Origin of the sequence: Heliomarina baculiformis, assembly GCF_019966545.1 — a bacterium.
GTDB lineage: Bacteria > Pseudomonadota > Alphaproteobacteria > Rhodobacterales > Rhodobacteraceae > Heliomarina > Heliomarina baculiformis.
Window position 1 is genome coordinate 93,001 of sequence record NZ_JAIMIC010000009.1, and the last position, 23,319, is coordinate 116,319.

A 23,319-nucleotide genomic window follows, 5' to 3' on the forward strand; every position below is an offset into this window, starting at 1 on the left:
ATATTTTTTCTTTTGGGTTGAGTGTTTGATGGAAGACTATGAAAGGCGGCTTTCCGTTGCCAAGCAATTTCTTGAAGAACTGGAAAAACGCCGGATTTCGATCAGCTTAAAGGGTGACAACCTTGGCATATCGGCGCCAGCTGGCATGCTGAACGATCCGCTCAAGAATCGGCTTCGCGAACAGAAAGAGGCGTTGATAGAGGTTTTAACCCGTCGCGAAGCGGCGCGCAGACGCGCCGCTGAACCCGGTCAACACCGCAATGGACGCACGCGTTTCCCTCTTTCCTTTGCACAACGACGGCTCTGGTTCCTAGAAAAGGTGAACCCGGCATCCAATGCTTACGTGATTAGCGGCGCGATGCGGATGCAGGGCCGGATTGATATTGCGTTACTCGAAAAAGCATACGCGCTCCTCACTCAGCGCCACGAGGCGCTGCGAACCCGCTTTGGCGAGGCCGACGGCGTTCCCTACACCGAGGTATTGGATCAGATTTCGCCAGATTTCGAACTATACGATGTCCCGGATGCAGATCCGGATATCGGGCAAGTCGAGATCGCCCGGCTTATCGAATCGCAGATGCCCGCTCCGTTCAATCTTTCGAAGGCACCGCTGATATCGGTGTCTATGCTTCGGCTGGCGCCAGAAGACCACGTCATGTTCTGCCGAATCCATCACATCGTCTCGGACGGCTGGTCGCTGGCGCTGATCTCTCGTGAGTTGCTGACGATCTACGAAGCTTTGAGCGCAGGCAAAAACCCGGATTTGCCAAAGGTCGAAGTACACAGTCTCGACCATGCTTTATGGGAACACGACCGCGCCGACTCGGGCGCTTGGCGTGGCGATCTCGACTACTGGGTCGAGCACCTCAAGGACGCCCCGGCACTAACCGAACTCCCAACCGACCGGCCCCATCCCGAACGTCCAAGCTATCGAGGTGCGCGAGCGACATTAGATTTCTCTTCGGATCTGGTCGAAGTTTTGCAGAAGACGGCGCGCGACTCGAGAACGACGCTCTACATGATCGTGCTCGCGGCGCTGCAAGTACTCCTGCATCGCCATTCGAAGCAGGAAACTGTCCTCATCGGATCACCCGTCGCCAACCGTATGAACCAGAAGTTCGAAAATACGATCGGCTGCCTCATTAACAACATCGTATTGCGGGGCGATCTGGAACAGGACATGCCCTTTCGTGCCTATCTTCAGCAGGTCAAGGAAACCTTGCTGGAAGCGCAGAATCACAGTGGCCCTCCTTTCGATATGGTAGTTGAGGCATTGCGTCCAGAACGCACGCCCCGCCATGCCGCAGTCTTCCAAGTGCTGTTCACGCTGATGAGCTTTCCCGAAAACAACGCGGAGGCAGCGGGTTTTGCCACCACCCCGATTCCCTTCCAGAACGGCGCGACACGAACTGATCTGTCGATTGAGATGACCGAGTTTCGCGGCTTGTTGAAAACCACCTACGAATACGCGACGGATCTGTTTGACGCCGCGACAATCTCACGACTGCATGATCGCTTCGAAACCCTGCTTTGGTCGATCTGTCGCGACCCTGACCAGAACATTCAGGAACTCGACATTGTTGCTGCGGCCGACAAGGCTCAGATGGCCGAGTTATCCAGTGTCACCAGCCTGGAATTCCCGCAAGTATCTACGGCGCAACTCATTGACGCCAAAGCTGGGAAGAGCCCCGAGGACGAGGCGGTTGTCGCCGGCGAATCAGCGCTGGATTACGGAACACTCGTGCGACGCGCCAATGGACTTGCGCATCAGCTGGTCTCAGGTGGGGTGGAACCCCAAGATCTCGTAGCTGTAGCACTTGAACCCGGGTGCGATCTGGTGGTCAGCTTGCTTGCAGTGTGGAAAGCAGGCGCAGCATATGTGCCGCTTGATCCCCACCACCCACCACAGCGTTTGGCCGATATTCTCGAAGATGCCCAGCCCGGCATGGTGATAAGCACTTCGGCCCTTGCCAGCGATTTGCCGGATGTAGGTACGCAAAGGCTAGATCTGGACCTGATCGACATATCCGAAAGCGATGAAGCGCCACGAAAAAGCGCTCCGGAAGACCTTGCCTATGTCATCTACACATCCGGTTCCACAGGCCGCCCGAAAGGAGTTGAAGTCGAACATCGCAATCTAGTCTCGTTCCTCGAAACTATGCGGAAAGAGCCGGGCCTGAAGCCCGGCGACAGGCTGCTTTCGGTGACAACACCATCCTTCGACATCGCAGGGTTGGAATTTTGGCTGCCGTTGACGACCGGCGCGACCGTTGTTCTCGCCAACCGCTCCGAGCGTTTGGACGGACGGGCACTGGCGTCACTGCTCAGCCAGGAGCGGATCGCCATCATGCAGGCTACTCCGGCCACATGGCGGCTGCTGCTGGATTCCGGCTGGTCCGGAATGCTCCGGCTAAAGGCGCTCTGTGGCGGCGAGGCAATGCCACGGACGCTGCCCGCCGCATTGCTGCCGCGGGTGGGGTCACTTTGGAACATGTACGGTCCGACCGAAACCACGATCTGGTCGACTTGCTCGAAAATCGAAGTGGAAGAAGACGCAGTCTGCATTGGCAAACCCATCGCGAATACCCGCATTGCCGTGATGGACGACAAGGGTAACGCGCTCCCGTCCGGCGTCGTCGGAGAACTTTGCATCGCTGGTGCTGGCGTGGCCCGAGGATACCGGAACCGCCCCAACCTTACGGCGGAAAAATTCACGGCTCTGGAGTTTCCGGGTAGCGGGCCTGTCAGAGCATACAGAACCGGTGATCTGGTTCGCCAGCGCAGCGACGGTCAGATCATCTATGTCGGACGCAACGATTTTCAGGTCAAGATTCGCGGTTTCAGGATCGAACTGGGCGAGATCGAGGCCCGTCTGGCAACTCTAACTGGCGTCGCCGATTGCGCGGTGGATACCTGGCTGCCGGAAGGCGGGCAGGTTTCACTAGTGGCCTATGTCGTCCCCTCGACCGGCTTTCCCTTCGATAACGAAAAGACGCGTTCAGAGCTGCGCAAAGTGCTGCCAGAATACATGGTTCCTGCGGCTTTTGTGACGCTGGATGCAATACCGCTGACACCCAACCGCAAGGTTGATCGAAGAGCGCTCCCCAAGCCGAAAGTCGAAGATGCAAATCGGGTAGGACTGCCACTCGCCGACGTCGCGATGTCCGATGCCGAACGTCGCGTCGCCGAAATATGGTGCGATCTGCTCGATATCTCCGGCGTCGGACTCCACCAGAGTTTTTTCGACGTCGGAGGCTACTCGATGATCCTTGTAACACTGCACGAACGGCTCAGCAGCGAATTCAAAGCAACCCTGCCTCTGGTCGAGTTGTTCCGCCTGACGACCGTGGCGCTTCAAGCTGCGGCCTTCGAACAAGGGACAACCGAAACCGACAACGCATCGGTTGCACTGGCACGCCAGCGCGCAGAGAGATTTGCCAATGTCTGATGCGCCTGTCAGCGGGTCCGGATTTCCCGCCCACGCCGTGGCCGTGGTCGGAATGGCTGGAAGATTTCCCGATGCGCCCGATTTGGGAACCTTCTGGCGAAACATCAGAGATGGTGTTGAATCCCTGCGTGATTTCACACCCGACCAGATGACTGCCGCTGGCGTGCCGACGGCGCTGCAAAACAATCCGCGTTTCGTGCGCAAGGGCACGGTTCTAGATAACTCTGACATGTTCGATGCCGAGTTCTTCCAGATTTCTCCGGGCGAAGCGCAAATTATGGATCCTCAGCAGCGCTTGTTTCTGGAATGCGCCTGGGAAGCGCTGGAACACGCCGGTTATACGCCCGGTGGATTTGACGTGCCTGTAGGTATTTACGCAGGCGTCAGCATGAACACGTACCTGACGTTCCATATTCTCGGAAATCGCAAACAGGCAGAAGCGGCGGGCGCGTATCAGCTTATGCTCGGCAACGACAAGGATTTCCTCTGTACCCGGGCGTCCTACAAGCTGGACCTGAAAGGTCCGAGCGTAACTGTTCAAACCGCCTGTTCCACCTCACTTGTCGCGGTCGAAATGGCTTGCCGTGCCTTGGCGCGCGGTGAATGCGGCATGGCGCTTGCCGGGGGCGCATCGATCAATTTTCCGCAACAGACCGGGTATCTCTATCAGGAAGGAATGATCTTTTCTCCCGACGGCCATTGCAGGCCCTTCGATGTAGAGGCCCGTGGCACCCGCGCCGGGGCAGGTGCCGGACTGGTCATGCTCAAACGTTACACGGACGCCCTGCGCGATGGCGACACCATACATGCGGTGATCCGGGGCGCAGCGGTAAACAACGACGGTGCTGCCAAGGCAGGATATACCGCGCCCAGCATCGATGGGCAGGCAGAGGTGATCGCCACGGCGCAGACAATCGCCGGGGTAGAACCGCGGACGATTACTTATATGGAGGCGCATGGGACCGCCACTCCGCTTGGTGATCCGATCGAAATAGCGGGTCTGACCAAGGCGTTTCGCGACCGTACCGACGATACCGGATTCTGTCGCCTTGGTGCTCTCAAGGCGAACATCGGCCATCTCGATGCAGCTGCAGGCGTGGCCGGTCTGATCAAGACGATCCTCTGCCTCAAAAACGCTTATATCCCGCCAGTGGTCAATTTCCGCGAACCCAATCCCAAGCTAGCGCTGGAAGACAGCCCGTTCACCATATCGGCTGAGGGTTCGGACTGGATCTGCGAGGGACCTCGTCGTGCCGCCGTCAGTTCCTTTGGGATCGGGGGTACAAATGCGCATCTGATTATCGAAGAGGCACCGCAAGTCAGCGCGAGGCCCGCCGACACTCGACCGAGAACGCTTGTCCTGTCGGCCCGTACCCAAACAGCACTGGCAGAGGTATCGAACCGACTTGCGGGCAGGCTGAGCGAACCTGACGCGCCGACACTGCATGACGTCGCACACACATTGCTTTCGGGCCGAAAGGCATTTCGTCACCGGAAGTTTGTCGTTGCCTCCGACGCAGAAGAGGCAGCTGAGGAATTGCGTCGTCAAAGCCGGGGCAGCGTGCATGACGGCGGCGCACGCCGCGTGGCCTACATGTTCAGTGGTCAGGGCAGCCAATTCTCGGGAATGGGTGCCGGTCTGTACGCCGAAAACGCAACCTTCAAGGATGCTTTCGACCTTTGCGCTGAAATCCTTAAGACCCCGTTGGGCTGTGACCTGCGCGACGCGGTCCTGAAGAGCGATGATCCCCGTATCAATGAAACATGGCTGACGCAGCCCGCGCTTTTTGCGCATGAATATGCCCTTGCCAAAACTTGGGTGGACCTTGGCATCGCCCCGACTGCGATGATCGGGCATAGCATCGGCGAATACGTCGCCGCGCATCTCGCCGGTGTCATGTCGCTCGAAGATGCCCTGTCGCTGGTGACCCTGCGCGGAAGTCTCATGCAAGAAATGGCGCCGGGAAGCATGGCAGCCGTTCCTCTCCCTGCGGGCGAACTGCGGCGACGACTTGCCGGACGGGCCGAAGTCGCGGCAGAAAATTCCCCTGAACTGAACGTCATTTCGGGGGAAACCGAAGCAATCGAGGAACTCGTCGCCGAGTTCTCCCGTGACGGGATTGCTGCCAAGATACTGCGGACATCACATGCCTTTCATTCAAGCATGATGGAGCCTGCCCTTGATCGCATTATCGCCGCAGTCGAAAAAATCGACCTGAGTGCACCCAAGATCAATTATGTCTCCAACGTGAGTGGAACGTGGATCACGCCACAAGAGGCAATCTCAGCCGACTACTATGCCCGCCACCTGCGTGGCACGGTCAAATTCGAAGCAGGTCTGCGCGCTCTCGGAGAGGACTCGTCCATTTTCATGCTGGAGGTCGGCCCGGGTACGACACTCGCGACGCTTGCACAGATGACCTTCCCGGCATCCCGCGCACGCATAAGCGCTTCGCTTTCCCACCCGGGCGAGCAGAAACCTGAAAGCAAGGCAATACTCGAAGCGACCGGCAGGCTGTGGGCTGCTGGCGTACCGATCTCGCACACAACTATTCAAGCGCAGGAGGATGCAACAGCACGCCGCGTGCCACTGCCGACCTATCCTTTTGAAAGATCGCGCCATTGGGTCGATCCTGCGCCCGGAACCGAGACTAGCTTCGCAATCGACGCAGAGCCACAACTGCCGCGCGTGACCGCCAATCCGTACCTCTGCCAGCCGGTATGGTCCACCGCACCGGCCGTGCCACTTCTTCGTATTGAAGGGCGCTGGCTTGTACTGGTCGAAACTACCGATCAGGCCCAGGCTCTAAAGAAAGAATTACAGGATAAAGGCGCGCATAACGTCGTGGCCATTCTGCCTGGCCATCTGCCACGGACAGGCCCGATTGCCGTTGCCCGGCCGGGAAATCATCAGGATCTGGTGGCGGCTCTCGGTTCTGAAGGGGCGCCCATTTCAGGCATCGTCGTGGCATGGGGAGCTTCGGATAACAAGATCGACGGACGAATGTCTCTGGACGTCGGTCTTTCAATCGCCCACCTCGCACAGGAGGTCCCGATTGCTGCGCCGGTTAAAGTGGTCTTTGTCACCGTATCCGCGCAATCCGTTCTGGGTGAACGCGCGTTGCGACCTGACATGGCACAATCAGCGGGGCCGGTACTTGCGCTTTCTGTCGAAGACCCGCGCCTCCAACTGCGCCATCTCGATCTTTCCGCTAACGACACGGATGAAGGAGACCTGCACTTCGCTGCCATGATCGCGGACGAAGCCTGTCGCGACGATTTCGAAATGACCTGCGCCCGCCGCGCGGGCATTCGTCTCCACCGGCGTTTCGAACCGGTCTCGCCGCCGGCCGAAGGTCTCGCTCTGCCCGATGGTGCAGTCTGCCTAATCACCGGAGGGCTTGGCGACCTTGGACGGCAAATCGCTTTGGCATTGGCCAAAGCAGGGCGGATCAGATTGGTGCTGACCTCGCGCAAAAAGCTTCCCCCTCGCGCCGAATGGGAAGAAATCATCTCGAGCACAAAAGAGGATGCCAAACTCTTTTCCGATCTGATCGAGATTGAAGACCAGGGTGCCGAACTGTTTGTTGCCGATTGCGATATGGGTGACGAGTCGCGGCTATCAAACATCCGCAGTGAAATCCTCGAACGTTGGGGGGCGCTGGATGCCATCATACATGCCGCCGGTTACGCAGGCAGCGGCGCTCTTGCGATACGTCAGACCGCCGAGGATGTGTCGCGCACCATCGTACCGAAAGTGGGCGGACTTCGAGCTTTGGCCCGCGTCTTTGGAAAGGACGAGCTGGGCCTTGTTGTCTTGATGAGCTCGATCAACTCGCTGGTCCCGGCGGCCGGGGCAATCGACTACGCCGCCGCGAACGCCTTTCTGGATGTCTGGCCGCATAGCGCGGAACGCCCCGAGTGCTGGAAAAAGGTAACCGTGTTCAACTGGGACGCGTGGGCGGATATCGGCATGGCCGCGCGCCGCCAGATGCAACGCGAAGACCCTGACCTGCGCATGATTGATCCTGCCGCCGCGACTGATCTATTCATGCGCATCGCCGCCGGTCCAGAGCGTCAGGTTGTCGTATCGCCCCACGACCTACCAAGGCTCGCGGTCGAGATGAAGCGTGCGGCCATTGCACCCACCCCCACCGAACAACCTGAAATCGCGCCCGAGGCTCGGCTCACCGGCAGCGAGTTTGCGACGCGAGACAGCTTTGAAAGTGAGGAAGAATATCAGGTTGCGTTGCTCTGGGCCGAATTGCTGCAGACCGAGATCACCGGCCCGCAAGAAGACTTTTTCGAACTCGGAGGGCACTCCCTTATGGCGACCCGGTTCCTGTCACGGCTGGAAGCCACGACATCCGCGCAGTTGACTCTCAGGGATGTCTTCGACGGTCGAACGATTGCTGCGATTGCCAGCAAAATCGCAAGCTCTAATGGAGCATCCGATGGCGATGAACATGACGCGGACCGGGAGGAGTTCATTCTGTGACGGCGACAGAATTATTGCAGGAAGTCCGCGCGCGGGGCGGTCGCATTGCATTGGCTGGCGAAAACCTCCGCTTGTCGGGACATGTCGGTAGCCTGAGCGAGGAACTGCGCCAGAAAATCCTCGATCACAAATCCCAGATCATGGCGATCTTACGCGAAGAGGAAAACAAGGGCGCGACCATCCTCCCCAAAGACGGTCCCCTGCCGCTGTCCCATTTCCAGGAACGCCTTTGGATCATCCAGCAGCTTGATCCGTCAGCGACCGAATACAATCTGGTTACGGTCTGGGCCATGGAGCATACTGGTGCAGAAGCACTCGAAGCGGCGTTAAGAAACGTCGTGACACGGCACAGCATATTGCGCACTGTTTTTCATGAAACTCCAACCGGCCCCGAAGCAGAGGTGCTGGAGCCGGATCGCGTCTCAATCGTGGACGTCGACCTGTCGGACCTGAACGAAGCGCAAAGCAAACAAGCGCTGGCCGAACTTGTGGAGCGCGAAACCCACCGTGTTTTCGAGCTGGACAAGACACCGCCAGCACGCTTCGTGATACTAGATTTGGCGAATGGCGATACCGCGCTTCTTGTTGCGGTACATCATATCGCCATCGACCACTGGTCTCTCTCGATCCTGCGGCGCGAGCTGACAGCAGCGCTTTCTGAACCATCCGCTTATTCAAAACAGGCCGCGGTTCCAGAATACGCCGATTATGCAGGGTGGCAGCGGCGGCGACTGGACCCGTCGCGCCTTTCCGAGCATCTCGATTGGTGGGAAAAGAAACTTGGCGGCCACCCCGAAATGTGCACCTTTCACGCCGACCTTGTTCCGGGGCTCGAACCTGAGGGCACCAGCCGGTCGTTTGTCTGGGACAGAGACTTTTCAGACCGGCTGCAAGCCTTTGCGAACGAGCGCAATATCAGCTTGTACATCTGTTTTCTCGCCGCCGCTTCGATCGCGTTGCATCGCCACACCGGCCTCGAGGATATCGTACTCGGTAGCCCTGTCGCGCTTCGTGAACGGGCTGAGTTTGAAGGCATCATAGGCCCCTTCGTGAACACTCACGTATTGCGGATGGACCTTTCCAGCAATCCCTCGGTGGCCGAGGTTCTGGAGGCCTGCCGGACTTCCATGCTGGATTCATTCCCGCATAGTCACGTGCCATTTGAAATGGTCGTAGACCGGCTTCAGCCGGTGCGCAGCCTGAACCGGTCACCGCTCTTTCAGTTTGCCGTGGTACTTCAAAACGCCGACGACACTCAGGTCGAACCGATATTCGGCGGTGGTGCGATTCACGACATGACGTGGATCGTACGTACGTCCGGCGGACAGGTCATGGGCGCAATGGAATATCGCTCCGATATATATCTCGGGGACACGGTAGAGCGCATCATCGAACGGCTTGAACTGATCCTGCGCTGTATGCTTGATCACCCCGAAATCAAATTAGCCGACATTCCCCTGTTATCGGAAAGCGACCGACGAATTCTGTCGAATGAATTCATACCCACCGAAGTCGAATGCGATGCGGTTCCCTATCCAATCCAGTTTTCCCGGATTGCCGAACAGGTCCCGGATTCCGCCGCAATCCGGCACGAAGGTGAAACGGTCAGCTACGCGGCACTTGCCGCACGTGCGAACCGAATTGCCCGGTATCTGTCGTCTCTCGGCATCGGACCAGGTCAGGTGGTTGGGTTATGCCTTGATCGAACGCCCGATCTGATCGCCTCGATCATCGCCGTGCAAAAGACAGGTGCAGCACATCTGCCGCTGGACCCGGGGTTTCCCGAAGACCGGCTGAACTACATTCTTTCAGACAGCAGGGCCACTGCGGTGCTGACCGGCGAGGGCACAGCCGGATACCTGACGCTCCCCGAAGACGTAACCGAGATCAATCTGCACTCGGACACTCAGGTGATCGACGCCGTGTCTCCGGATGATCTGGACCACGACGTCGATCCGGACTCGCGCGCGCATCTCATTTATACATCAGGCTCGACCGGGCGGCCAAAGGGCGTACAGATTTCCCATCGCGCAATGTCCAACCTGTTGGCCGCTTTGCGCGACGAACCGGGAATGAGTCCCAACGACATTGTTGCCGCAACCACAACGGCGTCTTTCGACATCGCGGCGGTCGAATTACAATTACCACTGACCGTCGGAGCCACGATCGAACTGATCAGCCGTGAGGTCGCCACCAATGGTGAAGATCTTGCCGCAACTCTGGCCGCCTGTGGCGCTACGATCGTTCAGGCAACCCCCTCGGCGTGGCGACTTCTGATAGAAGGCGGATGGAAAGGTGGCCGAGACATTCTTGCGATCACCGGAGGCGAACCGCTTACCCGAGATCTCGCCGATGATCTGCTTGACCGTGTCGGTAGTCTCTGGAACGGCTTTGGACCCAGCGAGACCACGATCTACTCGACTGGGGCTTGGATCACACCGGGGCGAAACGCAATCAGTATCGGACGACCGGTGCGCAACACACGGGTTCTGCTGCTCGACGAAACCGGGGAACTGGTGCCGATCGGCATGCAAGGCGAGATCTGCATAGGCGGGGCAGGGGTGTTCGAGGGTTATGTCGGCAAACCTGAACAGACCGAGAAAAGCCTCGTAACGGATCCAATCTCACCGCAGAACGCGCAGCTCTACCGCACCGGCGATATCGGACGCTGGGCGCCGAACGGTCAACTCTACCATCTGGGGAGACGAGATAATCAGGTAAAGATTCGCGGTGTGCGGATCGAGCTTGGCGAGATCGAAGCCTCGCTTCTGGCATCGCCCCAGATACGTCAGGCGGCAGTGCTCGTTCAGGACTCTGGTCAGGGAGATCTGCGCCTCGTGGCTTATCTCGTCTTCGAGGATGGCGAAGAAATGACTGCCAGCGAAGTCCGGCGAAATCTGCGGGCCACGTTACCCCGCTACATGATCCCGTCCGTAATAATGGAACTGCCGAAATTACCGATGACGCCGGGTGGTAAACTTGATCGTCGCTCGCTGCCTGCGCCTTTCAAGGGCGGCGGTCTGGGCCGCCCGGTAGCGGTACCCCCACGCCCGGGAATGGAGCGGGCGCTGGCGGATATCTGGGCTGACGTCCTGCAACTGGATGACGTGGGTGCGGACGACAATTTCTTTGAACTCGGAGGGCATTCGCTTATAACTTTGCGAGTTGCGAAAAGGGTGCGATCTGAACTGGGGCTGGCTCTCGATCCACGGCTGCTGTTTTTCAAGAGCCTCCGTCAGATCGCTCTCGAATTGACACAACAATTAAGTTGAAAGACAAATTTTCATATGAACCCGTTTTTTCTGGGCAATTCAAAACGCCGGCTGTTTGGCGTCTATCATCCGCCGCGCCTCTCGAGAGGTGCTGAACGTGCCGTAGTCCTCTGCCCACCGTTCGGGCATGAATACATCTATTCCCACCGGTCCATGGCAAGACTGGCCACGACACTCGCCGCCGCCGGATTCCATGTATTGCGCTTTGATTACTTCGGAACCGGAGATTCCGGCGGTGAGGCACGCGATGTTACCCTGGCCGGTTGCCGTGCTGACATCGACATGGCCATCGAAGAACTTCTGGACATGAGCGGCGCCGACCGCGTTTCGCTAGTCGGTCTGCGTCTTGGTGCCACTTTGGCTGTCGAGGTCGCTGCGAGCGATCCTCAGAGGATCGACCGTGTCGTGCTCTGGGATCCCATCATCGAAGGCGAAGAATACGTGGCGGCACTGTTCGAGGCAGCCGCGACCATGCCAATCGGCATTGAACATCCACACAACCTGCCCAGGACGCCGAACGGCGAATATGAAATCTGCGGCTTTCCCCTGACGGACTCGCAACGCAGCGAAATAGCGGGCGTCGATATCATGCCGCATCTTTCAAAGCTGCCTCGGCGATGGTTTACGCTGGTGACCAAACCGCTGAAATCCCATGAAATCTTTCGATCTGCCCTCGACGCCGAGGGTTCCCCGGAGAACCCCCGGTTTGAACAGGTTGAAGACCGCGCCGCCTGGAAAGAAGATTGGCCGCTCAACGCCGGAAACGTTCCTGCACTCGCCATTTCCCGCATCGAGGCATGGATGACATGAACCAGCCGCAGGATGGCAACGCAAAACCTCCGCGTGAGCAAGTTGTCCTGTTCGGCGCTAAACAATCCCTTTGCGGTATCGTGACCCATCCTACCACCAAGACGCCCGGGATCCCGATTGTCGTACTCAACACGGGGATCATCCACCGGGTCGGGCATCACCGCATGTACGTGACTCTCGCGCGTCGCTGGGCCGCGCAGGGCCATCCCGTTGTGCGTTTTGATTTCGGCGGGATCGGCGACAGCCCGGTACAAAGCGACGAACTGCCTCCACTCGACGCAAATCTCATCAGCATCGGCGAGGTCTGCGATTGGGTCGAAAGCAATCTGGGACTGTCGCGTTTCGTGCTGATCGGTCTTTGTTCCGGCGCCGACCACTCGGTTATTTACGCGGCCCGCGACCCACGGGTCGCCGGTGTGGTTCTGATTGACCCGACCATCCCGCGAACCTGGCAGTTTTTCCTGCGCGACACGCTAAGCCGGCTTAAGCGACCGGTGATCTATCGGAACATCCTGAGCGGTCGCGGCAGTACCTGGGCTCGTATCCGGCACCTTTTTGGCGGCAAGGCCCCCGAACCGCGACAGGGAGAGTTTGCCCAGCCACAGCTGGAAACCCCCGAAGCCATCGCCTTTCTCGAAGAAACCTACCAGAAGGCCGTAACCAACGGGGCAGAAATGCTCGCCGTATTTACGGGGGGCCACAGTTTTCAGCACAACTACCGCAGGCAGTTGCTGGATGCGCTGCAAAAGGTCGACTTTGGCGAACAACTTGACCTTCACTACTTCAAGGACAGCGATCACACCTTCACGTATCTCAAGCACCGCGAAAGGCTGTTCGCTTTGCTAGACGAATGGCTTGAAAAAAAGTGCAGGACGACGGGGGAAATCACCCGATAAATACTGCGAAGGATCACTCCACCGGCTGCCCGCATTCCCAGGTCAAACGGCGGATTCTTTTACCCAAGCACAATCCAGTTGAGCTTCCATCCCAAGATCAACCCGCGAGTTCTTCGACAAGATGGTCCATCATCCTGTCACAGGCCTCGAGTTCACTGATTTCAATGAACTCATCAGCCTTGTGGCCCTGATCCATATTCCCGGGACCGCAGACGAGCGTGGGTATGCCTGCAGCATGGAAATGGCCAGCCTCGGTTCCAAAACCGACCTTGGTAAACTTTGGAGCAGGAAGCAGCGCAGAAAGCATCTGAACCTCCGTGGAACCGGGGTCCACCTCCAGACCCGTATACGCGCCGGTCTTTTCAATTGTCACATGTCCGATCCGGTCAGCAGCTTCCTCAAGACGGGCTTCCAAAGACGCCAGCGGATCAGCGGCAAGGTGCCTGATCTCATAATCGATATGGCAAAGATCAGGGATGATATTCAACGCCGTACCGCCGGCCATACGTCCGGCGTGAACCGTGGAATAGGGAACACCGTAGCCTGTATCCTGCGCACCGGAGGCCGACAGATCCATCTGAAGCGCCCGCAGTGCGCCGATGAAATCCGCCCCCAGATGCAGCGCGTTCCGATACAGGGGTGCCATGGCTGAGTGGCCGGGCTCTCCTGTGCAGGTCGCCCTGTAAGACGCCTTGCCCTTGTGCCCTGTCGCGATCTGCATCGATGTCGGCTCGCCCACGATGCACAGCCGTGGTCGCTCCATCAAAGGTACCAGTACGGGCATCATCTCGGCGATGCCTTTACAACCGACTTCCTCATCGTAGGAAACGACGAGCTTAAGCGGCTCTTGCAACCGAGCTTTCGAAGCCGCTGCAGCGGCGCGGAGCATGCTGGCAAGGAACCCCTTCATATCCGCTGTACCGCGTCCATAAAGACGCCCACCACTCTCGCGGAGCCGAAACGGTTGATGACTCCAGTCCTGTCCGCTGACCGGGACCACATCGGAATGCGCTGACAACATCATACCGCCCGGCAGGTCCGGCCCGATACGGGCAAAGAGACCGGCCTTCTTTCCTGTTGGATCTTCGATCCGCCACAGAGAGAACTCCAGATCGCGGAGGTACCGTTCGACCCAGCCGATCAGGTCCAGATTGCTCTCGGCGCTGATCGTGGGAAAGCCTATCAGGTGGTCAAGAATCTCTTTCGAATTCATGTGGCCTCACATTATGCGGGCCAGTGTTTCGCAAAGCGCGCGCCGGGTAAACAAGGCTTTGATAAAGCTGAACTTAGGCAGACCCTATGCGTGAGGGTTCGGCACATTCGCCTTAGTTTAGATCACTGTTAGGGACCGGGAGCAGGTGCCTACAGTTTCAAACCCGGCGTAAGTTCCGGCGTCAGGTTTTCCCTGCAATGGTCGATCAGCGCACGCACAGTCAGGGTGTTCCTGACACCGTCAGCGAGAACTAGACCCATACGCAAGGGCCGCAAAGCATCTGAAAGCGGTACAAAGCGCACCGGTTTGCCATCGGGCGCGCGTTCGGAGGTATGGCGGATATTGGCGATGGAGTATCCAAACCCGTTAGCCACCAGGGAACGCATGACTTCAAGGTCACGTGTGTGCTCGACAATGTTCGGCTCGACTCCGGCTTGAGAAAAGAACGACAGGAAATACGGGCCGGAATGGGGCAGGTCGAGCAGAACCATCGGATGAGGCGCAAGGTCCGTCGGGGTCAGCACCCGGCGATGGGCCAGTTCGTGCATGTCCGGTAAAAGCGCATAGGGCGGCAAGCTGAACAGGGGAACGAACTCGAGATCGTCTGGAATTCCGAGATCGTAGGTCAGCGCAATATCCAGTTCGGCATGACGTAAGCCGTCGAAAATCGCCTGTTGATCGCGTTCAAACTGATGGAATTCCACCTCTGGAAACCGCGCAATGAAGCTTCGGCGCAGATGCGGTAGAACGATCTGGGCAAAGGTAAGCAGGCACCCCATGTTGAGCGGTCCACGCACCCGACGAGAGATTTCATTGGCAAGACTGTTGAGACGGTCTGCCTCGGACAAAACGGTCCGGGCTTGCTCAATGAACTGCCGGCCCGCCTGTGTCAGAGCAAGACCGTGCGCATGTTTGCGCGCGAACAGCTGCAATCCGAATTCAGCCTCCATTTGTGTAATCGCGGTCGAGATAGAGGGCGAGGAAACATTCACCTTCTCTGCGGCCCGGGCAATCGAGCGCGCTTCGCCGACGGCTACGAAATATTCCAGCTGTCGCAAGGTAAATCGTAAGGGCATGTCAAAGCCTGACTCGGTTACTGTTAGCTTTTGGCTAAGATGCGGGGCGTTCCGGGTCAAGAAAATCGAACGGACATAGAGTAGTTATCCCGTGCTTCAAGCGCTTTTGGAACAGACCGGCACGTTCTGAGGATTCTGTCGGATGCCTCCGGCGGGGATATTTTGACACCCAAAGAAGGAACAAGGGGTTGACCCGTTACATGCGCTGGCCTGGTCAAGAAAGCGATTTTGAATTCTCGCAAAAGTGGCGCGAAAATTTGAGCGTAACTTTTCTCTAATCGTCGCCGGGCACACCGTAGGAGGGGGCCTCGCGCGGATCCAGCGCACGCTGGATATAAACATCGAGCTGGGGTTTGTAGACCTCCCAAGCACGGGCAATATTCTCGATCGGGTTGTCTTCCGTCCAGTCGCAACGCAGGTCGGCCACCGGCCAGCTGACCCTGTCAACGATGAGCATGCCGGCAGAATGGACCGGCCCGGCTTCGCCCCCTGCTGCAAGACCAGCACGCATCGCGGCGATCAACCGGTCTCCGATATGGCCGGTTGCGGCAAGGTAGCCATCGACAATGACCTGTGGCACGCTTTCGTTGGCCAGAAGGTTACCGCCAGAAGCGACATTTTCAGCCTGCGCGTGCGTCCAGATGCCAAGGCTGTTGGGACCGGAATGGATAGCTGTTTTTCCATTCACATCCACCGCAAGAACCTGGCGGTAGTCAATGAATTTCGCCCGGGATTGCACCTCTGCAATGGCGTTGGATGCGGAAAGTCCACTCTCCATCAGGTCCAGTGTCAGGGGACCCAGAGTCGGGTCGGTGACATTCTGGCTGGCGACCGCACCGACGCCCGCGCGGGCATAGGCACATCGCGCGGCCACGGCAGGAGAGGAGGATGAGATCGCAAGTCCGAACATGCCGGTCTCGGGGCAACGGGCGACGAGAGAAAAGGTCATGCGCCTAGTCCGGGATCACGGCAGTGGCTTCGATTTCGACCAGCCAATCGGGTCGGGCGAGGGCGGTTATGACCAAACCGGTCGAAACCGGGTGCACACCCTTGATGTATTCACCCATGGTCCGGTAGACGGCTTCGCGGTTGCGGACATCGGTCAGAAACACCTGCACGCGGCAAACATGTTCCATTCCGCCGCCTGCCTCCTCCATCAACTGGCGGATGTTCTGCATGACCTTGTGGGTCTGCTCAACGGGATCGTGGCTGTCGATGTTCCTCGCGGTATCCAGATCCTGCGGACACTGGCCACGCAGAAAGACCAAACGCCCGCGGGCGACGACCGCCTGAGAGAGGTCGTTGTCGAGATTCTGTTCAGGGTAGGTATCCCGCGTGTTGAACTTGCGGATGCGCGTATGGGCCATGTCAGTCTGTCTCCGGGTGACGCTCAGGCGTCGATGGTTTCTCGGTGCGCAGCGGTGGTATAAGCCATGTAGCCGCGCTGCTTTGCAATATGATCGGCGACGTACCGGGCGTCGAACCAGACTCCCCAGATAAACGAAGACCCGCGACGGGTCTGCCATGGCAGCCCGAGGAAATAGATGCCCGGCTCGGCGGAAACCCCTCGTTGGTGTTTCGGGCGATTGTTGTCGTCCAATGCGCCGGAGGGCAGCCAGGAATAGTCCGAAGAAAAGCCGGTCGCCCAGACGATCGTGGTGATTCCCGCCTCGGCGAGATCCAGCGACAGGATCGGATCTGTCATGCAGACCGGGTCGGACAAAAGCCTGCGTGCCTCTGGATCTTCTGGCAGCTCAAGCCCATTGCGCGCGACAAAGGCATCGGCCTCATCAAGGAGGTTTTGCAGATAGGCATCGCCATTGCGGATATTGCGGGTCAGGTCAGTGGCAAAAGTCAGCTTGCCATCCGAATACGTCTCCGTCCTGCCGACCAGCGTCATCCCCTGATGCGCCAGACGACGGAAGTCGATGGTCTCGCCTCCGCGCGCGCCGGAGACCGCAATGGTCGTGTGTTCTGCGCCCGGAGTCGCTTCCATATCCCATTTATTCAACACACCCAGCCACCAGACGAAATCCCGCCCTCGGTAGGCGCGTGGCGGGCGGTCGTGCGGACCAACCGACAGATAGACATTGCGTCCGGCCTCCAGCAATTCGTCGGCAATCTGCACACCCGATGACCCGGCCCCGACCACCAGCACCGCGCCTGCGGGCAAGGCCGCCGGATTGCGATAAACCGATGAATGGATTTGAGTTAGCATGGCAGTTTCGGGTACGAGAGGCGGGATCACGGGAATCTGAAAAGCCCCCGTCGCGGCGATCACGTAATTGGCTTCGATGACATTTTCCGATGTTTCAACGCGAAATCCCGGACATCCGTTAAGACGCGAGACGTTCCTGACCTCGACACCGGTACGGATCGGGGCCTTTATCCTGTCGGCGTAGTCGACGAAATAATCGGCGACACTCTCCTTGGCCACAAATTCATCGGGACCGTCGTTCTGGAATTCCATCCCCGGGAAGCGATCATGCCACGCGGGACCGTTTGCCACCAGAGAATCCCAGCGCTCCGAACGCCAGCGTTCCGCGATACGATTTCTCTCCAGCACGATATGGTCGATGCCATTGGCGCTTAGATGTTCGCTTGCCGCAATACCGGCCTGTCCTGCTCCAACGACCAGCACATCTGTTATCTCGATCTTTTGCATCGGTATCAGCCTCTTTGGCCCTCGGCACACTGGTTCAGCAATGATTAACCGTAGCCTGACGTGGTCATGCTTCGGAGGAAAGCACTTAGTTCCTGAGCTTGGCTTAGGCTGGGCCTAATTAAGGAAGTTCAGGCAAGACTGCTCAATCCAGTTCCATTTCCTCCACCAGTTCAAGCAGGTTCGCCAAGGTGGATGAATTGTCGTCGCGCCTCCAGATCAGGCCGGTCTCCAGTTCGGGCGCGGCTCCCTCAAGATCAATGTAGCGCACACCGGTCCGGGCGAGGTGGCGCAGCGATTGCGGCACAAGCGCAATGCCCATTCCGGCAGAGACAAGGCTGATGATTGTTTGCATCTGAATGGCATGTTGAATGACATCGGCCGATGCCCCTCTGGCGGCATAATATTCGGTGACGAGATCATGGAACAGGGGCGCTGCATCACGTGGAAACACGATCAGGGGCGAGGCAATCACGTCTTCTGATTTTAGTTGCCCACCAACCGGGTTCAGACGTTTTTCGTTGATCCAGCTTTCAGGTACGGCCGCGACAAGCGGCTCGCGTATCAGGCGACGATAGAAAAATTCCTGCGGAAGTCTTTCCCGGTTGGGCGGGATGATGATCCCTGCATGGCCGACCCCATTCGATAGCGCCGCCGTCTGCTTGTCGCTCGTCGCCTCAGTGAGGGAGAGGTTCACATCCGGGTAGAGCTGGCGAAAACGATGAACCAGAACCGGCAAAACGCTGTAATCTGCGGTGCTGACGAATGACAGAGAGAGGCTGCCTGCGCGCCCTTCGATCAGGCGCGCGGCGATTTCGGGCAACGTCTCCAGATCGGCAATCGCGCTGGCAACATGCGGCGCCCATTGAGCGCCAAAGGGCGTCAGTTCAACATGGCGGCGGCTCCGCAGGAACAAGGGCGCGCCAAGCTCCTGCTCAAGGGACATGATAGACTGGCTGAGCGGCGGCTGCGTCATGCCCAGCAGTTCTGCCGCGCGCCCGAAATGCAGTGTCTCGGCCACTGTCAGAAAGTGCTTCAATTGTCGCGCGTTCATCTTCTCATACTCAAAAAATATCAATAATACATGTTTAATATATTTTACTCGCATCGGCGAGTGGCTTAGTCAGGCCGGACCAATCCAGCCAAGGGAAAGCCAGATGCCCCGCTATCGCTCAAGAACAACAACGCATGGACGTAATATGGCAGGGGCCCGTGGTCTCTGGCGGGCGACCGGCATGAAAGAAGGCGATTTCGGTAAACCGATCATCGCCATCGTGAACTCTTTCACCCAGTTCGTGCCCGGGCATGTGCATCTCAAGGATCTTGGCCAGATGGTCGCGCGCGAGGTCGAAAAGGCAGGTGGCGTGGCCAAGGAATTCAACACCATCGCGGTCGATGACGGGATCGCAATGGGCCATGATGGCATGCTCTATTCGTTACCCTCGCGTGAGATCATTGCCGACAGCGTCGAATACATGGTCAACGCGCATTGTGCCGACGCGATGGTCTGCATCTCGAACTGCGACAAGATCACGCCCGGTATGCTGATGGCGGCCATGCGGCTCAATATCCCGGTGGTATTTGTTTCCGGTGGTCCGATGGAGGCCGGCAAGGTCGTCTGGGATGGTAAAGAAACCGCGCTGGATCTGGTCGACGCGATGGTTGCTGCCGCAGATGACAGCTATTCCGATGAACAGGTCAAAACCATCGAACAAGCGGCCTGTCCGACCTGCGGCTCCTGTTCGGGCATGTTCACCGCGAACTCGATGAACTGCCTGACCGAGGCGCTGGGGCTTTCCCTGCCGGGCAATGGCTCGACCCTTGCCACCCATGCGGATCGCGAACGGCTCTTTGTCGAGGCGGGGCATCTGATCGTCGATCTGGCCCGCCGGCATTACGAACAGGATGACTATTCGGTTCTGCCAAGGTCCATCGCAACGGTGAAAGCATTTGAAAATGCGATGACGCTAGACATCGCGATGGGCGGCTCGACCAATACCGTGCTCCACCTTCTTGCGGCGGCAAACGAAGGCGAAGTCGATTTCGACATGGCGGACATCGACAGGCTTTCGCGCAACGTGCCGGTGCTTTGCAAAGTCGCGCCTGCCAAGAACGACGTTCACATGGAAGACGTGCACCGGGCAGGGGGCATCATGTCGATCCTCGGTCAGCTTGATCGGATCGGCCTGCTCGATACTTCTGTCGGCATGGTTCATGCGGGCAGCATGGCCGAGGCACTGGAACGCTGGGATGTGACCCGGACGGATTCTCAGACCGTGCACGATTTCTATCGCGCGGCGCCCGGCGGGGTACCGACGCAAACCGCATTCTCCCAGTCGCGCCGATATGAAACGCTGGATGTCGACCGCGAGAACGGCGTCATCCGGGATGCCGAACATGCGTTTTCAAAAGATGGTGGTCTTGCAGTGCTCTATGGCAACCTCGCCGAAGATGGTTGCATCGTCAAAACGGCCGGTGTCGATGAGTCGATCCTGGTCTTTTCAGGCCCGGCACGTATCTTCGAATCTCAGGACAGCGCGGTAAACGCCATTCTGACCAACAAGGTGCATGAAGGCGATGTGGTGCTGATCCGCTATGAAGGACCGCGCGGTGGTCCGGGCATGCAGGAAATGCTCTACCCGACCTCGTACCTCAAATCCAAAGGTCTGGGCAAAGCCTGCGCACTGGTGACCGACGGACGTTTCTCCGGCGGTTCCTCCGGCCTTTCCATCGGCCACGTCTCACCGGAAGCTGCCGAAGGCGGCACCATCGGTCTGGTCGAAGAAGGCGACCTGATCGAAATCGACATCCCCGCTCGCAAGATCCAGCTTTCTGTAGATGACGCGATATTGGCAAAGCGCCGCGAAGATCGCGCCGCCAAGGGCTGGCAGCCCGAGGAAAAAAGGACCCGCAAGGTTTCCTCTGCCCTCAAGGCCTACGCCGCGCTGACGACATCGGCGGCGCGTGGCGCCGTGCGTGATGTTGAGCAGCTGTCGCGGAAATAAGCGCGGCTCGACCTTGTCGAAACCGACCATGCAGCCGGACATCCGATAGGGTGACCGGCTGTTCTTACAAGATTATGACCAACCGCGTATAAGAAACCCGGCAGCGGGCGGATCCTTCTAGGCCACCGCGGGCTGACTTTGTGGCGCAAGGCGAAACAAGGCCAGAAATTTGCGGGCCGCGTCCAGATCGCCTTCTGCGCTGACCGTCCCGTTCGCGATCAACTCGTCCAGCGGCAGCTTACCATAGGCGGCAGCGGCAAGCTGGTTGCCATTACCGCGCAGAACAAAGCTGGCATCAGCGGCGCTGACCGATCTGCTATGCAAGCTGCCGTTGGCCAAGTGCAATTCAAAGGCTTCGCTGCCAAAATCCAGCCCTGCGGTTATTTCATCACCGCTCGCAAGATCAGCGACCAGATTGACACCCATTGAAATCACCAGCGCAGAGGGGCTGATGAAACGCTTTGGATCATGCCCGGGGACGATCAACGCCCAACGGCAAAGCGCTTCGAGCACGGGCAATAACCCGCGCCCCTGGTCGGTCAGGGTATAGAAGCCAAGCCGTTCGTCGTGGTTGATGACCCCAACCTCGGCCAGCTGCGCCAGTCGCCCGGTAAGAACGCTTGCCGTAATGCCGGGCATCCCGGCCCGGATCATCTGGAACCGCTTTGGAGCAAACATCAGCTCACGTACCACAAGCAGTGCCCATCGATCCCCGATCAGATTCAGTGCATGCGCGGCAAGACAGCCCTCATCATATCGCATATTCCGGTTTTTTGCCGGTTCAGTCATTAAAAAATACCAACAGTTGCTTTTTAATACTAACCTTGGCACGCTACATGTGCAAGCGAGATTCGCTCTGCTGTCTTTCGACGGGAGTTTCGAAAATGACTTACTTTACTGGCATGGTCGCCGCAGTACCCAACGGGAATAAAGACGCCTACGTAAAGCACGCCGCTGCCTCTTGGCCCATTTTCAAAGGCTATGGCGCAATCCGGATGGTCGAGACGTGGGGCGCGGATGTTCCCAAAGGTAAAGTCACAGATTTCTTTGGGGCCGTGCAGGCAAAGCCCGAAGAAGCAATCGTGTTTTCCTGGATCCAGTGGCCCGACAAGGTGACGGCAGACGCAGCCTGGGAGAAAATGCCGTCCGATCCCCAGATGGCCACGCTGGCTGATATGCCATTTGACGGCAGCCGCATGATCTACGGCGGCTTCGCGCCGATCTACGAAGGCGGCAATGGTACCGATGCCGGATATTATCAGGGTTTCCTGCTGGCCGTCCCCAAGGGCAACAAAGAGCCTTACGTTAAAATGGCCGACGAAGGCTGGGACATGTTCAAGAAAAAAGGTGCCTTGGGCATGATCGAAGGCTGGGGCGAGGATGTTCCCCACGGCAAGGTCACCGATTTCTACATCGCGACAAAAGCAGAAGATAACGAGGTTCCCGTTTTCAGCTGGACGATCTGGCCGGACCGCGCCACCTGCGACAAGGCTGCCAAAGAGATGCAGGCCGAGATGAGCGACATGGACATGTCGGCGATGCCATTCGACGGGAAACGCGTGATCTGGGCCGGGTTCGACCCGCTCTTCGACTCGGGTAAAGCGGCATGACATTGACACTTTATACTTATGACTGGCTGCCGGAATTCCCGCGCGGTTTCGTGCGGGACATGCGGGTGAGATGGGTTATCGAGGAGCTCGGCCGCTCGTATGTGGTAAAGCCCCTTCCGGCCAGTCCCAAAAGCGACGGGCATCTCCGGATGCAACCCTTTGGGCAGGTTCCGATCATAAAGGATCAGGAGCTCACCCTGTTCGAAAGCGGCGCGATATTGCTGCACCTGGGCGCGGGAAGCGACCTTATTCCTAATGGAAGGGAGGCGGAAATCACGCAGTGGTTGTTTGCCGCGCTGAACACGGTCGAGGTCGCAAGCGCTCCTTGGCTGAACATGAAACTCGCTCTAAAGATACCGCAGCTTTTCGGACCTCCGCCTGCGGCAGACGTGGTCGATCACGCGCGAGCGCTGCTCGAGACGCGACTGTCGGCGCTTGATCGCATCATGGCAGAGCGTAACTGGTTGTCAGAAGACTTCAGCGTGGCGGATATTGCCATGGTCGACGTCCTCCGGGTCATTCATGCCGAAGACGGTCTGGGCTCGCACGACAACCTTACCGGTTATGTCCAACGGGGCACTGATCGCCCCGCATTTCGAAAAGCCATGAAAGATCACATGGCACATTGGAAAGCTGCAGATGCCCGTCGTGAGGTGGAGGAGGCGTCATGACAACGATGCAAGCTAACAACGTGGAAACATCGACGCCGGCCATCGCCAGAAACATCATATTTCCCTGATACGAGACCGAAGCGCGCTCTTGCGCGAGCGTATTTGCCGGAAACAAATTCTTGGCGGTGCATCACGCGCCGCCGGTCTATCCGTGGGGC

At 58.3% G+C, this 23,319-nt stretch carries 15 protein-coding genes; 8 read left to right on the forward strand and 7 right to left on the reverse strand.

From position 1 onward, the window contains the following. The first annotated feature begins 28 nt into the window (after nt 1-28). Genes MF268_RS19930 through MF268_RS19950 form a run of 5 tightly spaced genes read left to right on the forward strand, consistent with a single transcriptional unit; the run spans nt 29 to nt 12,924 of the window. Nucleotides 29-3,448: a non-ribosomal peptide synthetase gene (locus tag MF268_RS19930; protein WP_238372620.1), complete on the forward strand. Its 3,420-nt coding sequence runs from the start codon at nt 29-31 to the stop codon at nt 3,446-3,448. Next, complete coding sequence (locus MF268_RS19935) at nt 3,441-7,946, forward strand: type I polyketide synthase (RefSeq protein ID WP_238372621.1); 4,506 nt, start codon at nt 3,441-3,443, stop codon at nt 7,944-7,946. Before MF268_RS19930 ends, MF268_RS19935 begins: the two co-directional genes overlap by 8 nt. Further along, a complete protein-coding gene (locus MF268_RS19940) occupies nt 7,943-11,218 on the forward strand; it encodes a non-ribosomal peptide synthetase (RefSeq protein ID WP_238372622.1) in 3,276 nt (1,091 codons plus the stop codon). The genes MF268_RS19935 and MF268_RS19940 overlap by 4 nt, the downstream gene beginning before the upstream one ends. Before the next feature lie 15 nt (nt 11,219-11,233). Beyond that, a complete protein-coding gene (locus MF268_RS19945; RefSeq protein ID WP_238372623.1) occupies nt 11,234-12,028 on the forward strand; it encodes an alpha/beta fold hydrolase in 795 nt (264 codons plus the stop codon). Further along, on the forward strand, nt 12,025-12,924 hold the full coding sequence (locus MF268_RS19950) for an alpha/beta fold hydrolase (protein ID WP_238372624.1): 900 nt from the start codon (nt 12,025-12,027) through the stop codon (nt 12,922-12,924). Before MF268_RS19945 ends, MF268_RS19950 begins: the two co-directional genes overlap by 4 nt. A gap of 97 nt (nt 12,925-13,021) precedes the next feature. Here MF268_RS19950 and argE read toward each other — a convergent pair whose 3' ends face one another. From argE to MF268_RS19980, 6 genes are all read right to left on the reverse strand, one after another. Continuing rightward, on the reverse strand, nt 13,022-14,137 hold the full coding sequence (gene argE, locus MF268_RS19955; RefSeq protein ID WP_238372625.1) for an acetylornithine deacetylase: 1,116 nt from the start codon (nt 14,135-14,137) through the stop codon (nt 13,022-13,024). A 149-nt stretch (nt 14,138-14,286) separates the two neighbouring features. Continuing rightward, on the reverse strand, nt 14,287-15,213 hold the full coding sequence (locus MF268_RS19960; RefSeq protein WP_238372626.1) for a LysR family transcriptional regulator: 927 nt from the start codon (nt 15,211-15,213) through the stop codon (nt 14,287-14,289). Nucleotides 15,214-15,487: 274 nt separating this feature from the next. Next, nucleotides 15,488-16,162 carry a DUF1028 domain-containing protein gene (locus MF268_RS19965; RefSeq protein ID WP_238372627.1) on the reverse strand — a complete coding sequence of 225 codons (675 nt, stop codon included), beginning with the start codon at nt 16,160-16,162 and terminating at the stop codon, nt 15,488-15,490. A gap of 4 nt (nt 16,163-16,166) precedes the next feature. Next, nucleotides 16,167-16,580, reverse strand: coding sequence for a RidA family protein (locus tag MF268_RS19970; protein WP_238372628.1), 414 nt, complete (start codon nt 16,578-16,580; stop codon nt 16,167-16,169). Between the two features lie 23 nt (nt 16,581-16,603). Beyond that, the gene (locus tag MF268_RS19975; RefSeq protein ID WP_238372629.1) at nt 16,604-17,878 is read right to left on the reverse strand and encodes a flavin-containing monooxygenase; all 1,275 of its coding nucleotides are present in this window, start codon (nt 17,876-17,878) and stop codon (nt 16,604-16,606) included. 142 nt (nt 17,879-18,020) lie between these two features. Beyond that, the gene (locus MF268_RS19980) at nt 18,021-18,929 is read right to left on the reverse strand and encodes a LysR family transcriptional regulator (RefSeq protein WP_273545108.1); all 909 of its coding nucleotides are present in this window, start codon (nt 18,927-18,929) and stop codon (nt 18,021-18,023) included. Nucleotides 18,930-19,032: 103 nt separating this feature from the next. On the opposite strand from MF268_RS19980, the gene ilvD reads away from it, so the two are divergent. Continuing rightward, nucleotides 19,033-20,880: a dihydroxy-acid dehydratase gene (ilvD, locus tag MF268_RS19985; protein ID WP_238372631.1), complete on the forward strand. Its 1,848-nt coding sequence runs from the start codon at nt 19,033-19,035 to the stop codon at nt 20,878-20,880. Nucleotides 20,881-20,997: 117 nt separating this feature from the next. On the opposite strand, the gene MF268_RS19990 is transcribed toward ilvD, so the two are convergent. After that, a complete protein-coding gene (locus MF268_RS19990; RefSeq protein WP_238372632.1) occupies nt 20,998-21,642 on the reverse strand; it encodes a winged helix-turn-helix transcriptional regulator in 645 nt (214 codons plus the stop codon). 122 nt (nt 21,643-21,764) lie between these two features. Between MF268_RS19990 and MF268_RS19995 the strand changes: the two genes are divergently transcribed. Next, nucleotides 21,765-22,490, forward strand: coding sequence for a DUF1428 domain-containing protein (locus tag MF268_RS19995; protein ID WP_238372633.1), 726 nt, complete (start codon nt 21,765-21,767; stop codon nt 22,488-22,490). Further along, nucleotides 22,487-23,161, forward strand: coding sequence for a glutathione S-transferase family protein (locus tag MF268_RS20000; RefSeq protein ID WP_238372634.1), 675 nt, complete (start codon nt 22,487-22,489; stop codon nt 23,159-23,161). Before MF268_RS19995 ends, MF268_RS20000 begins: the two co-directional genes overlap by 4 nt. Nucleotides 23,162-23,319: the final 158 nt, after the last annotated feature.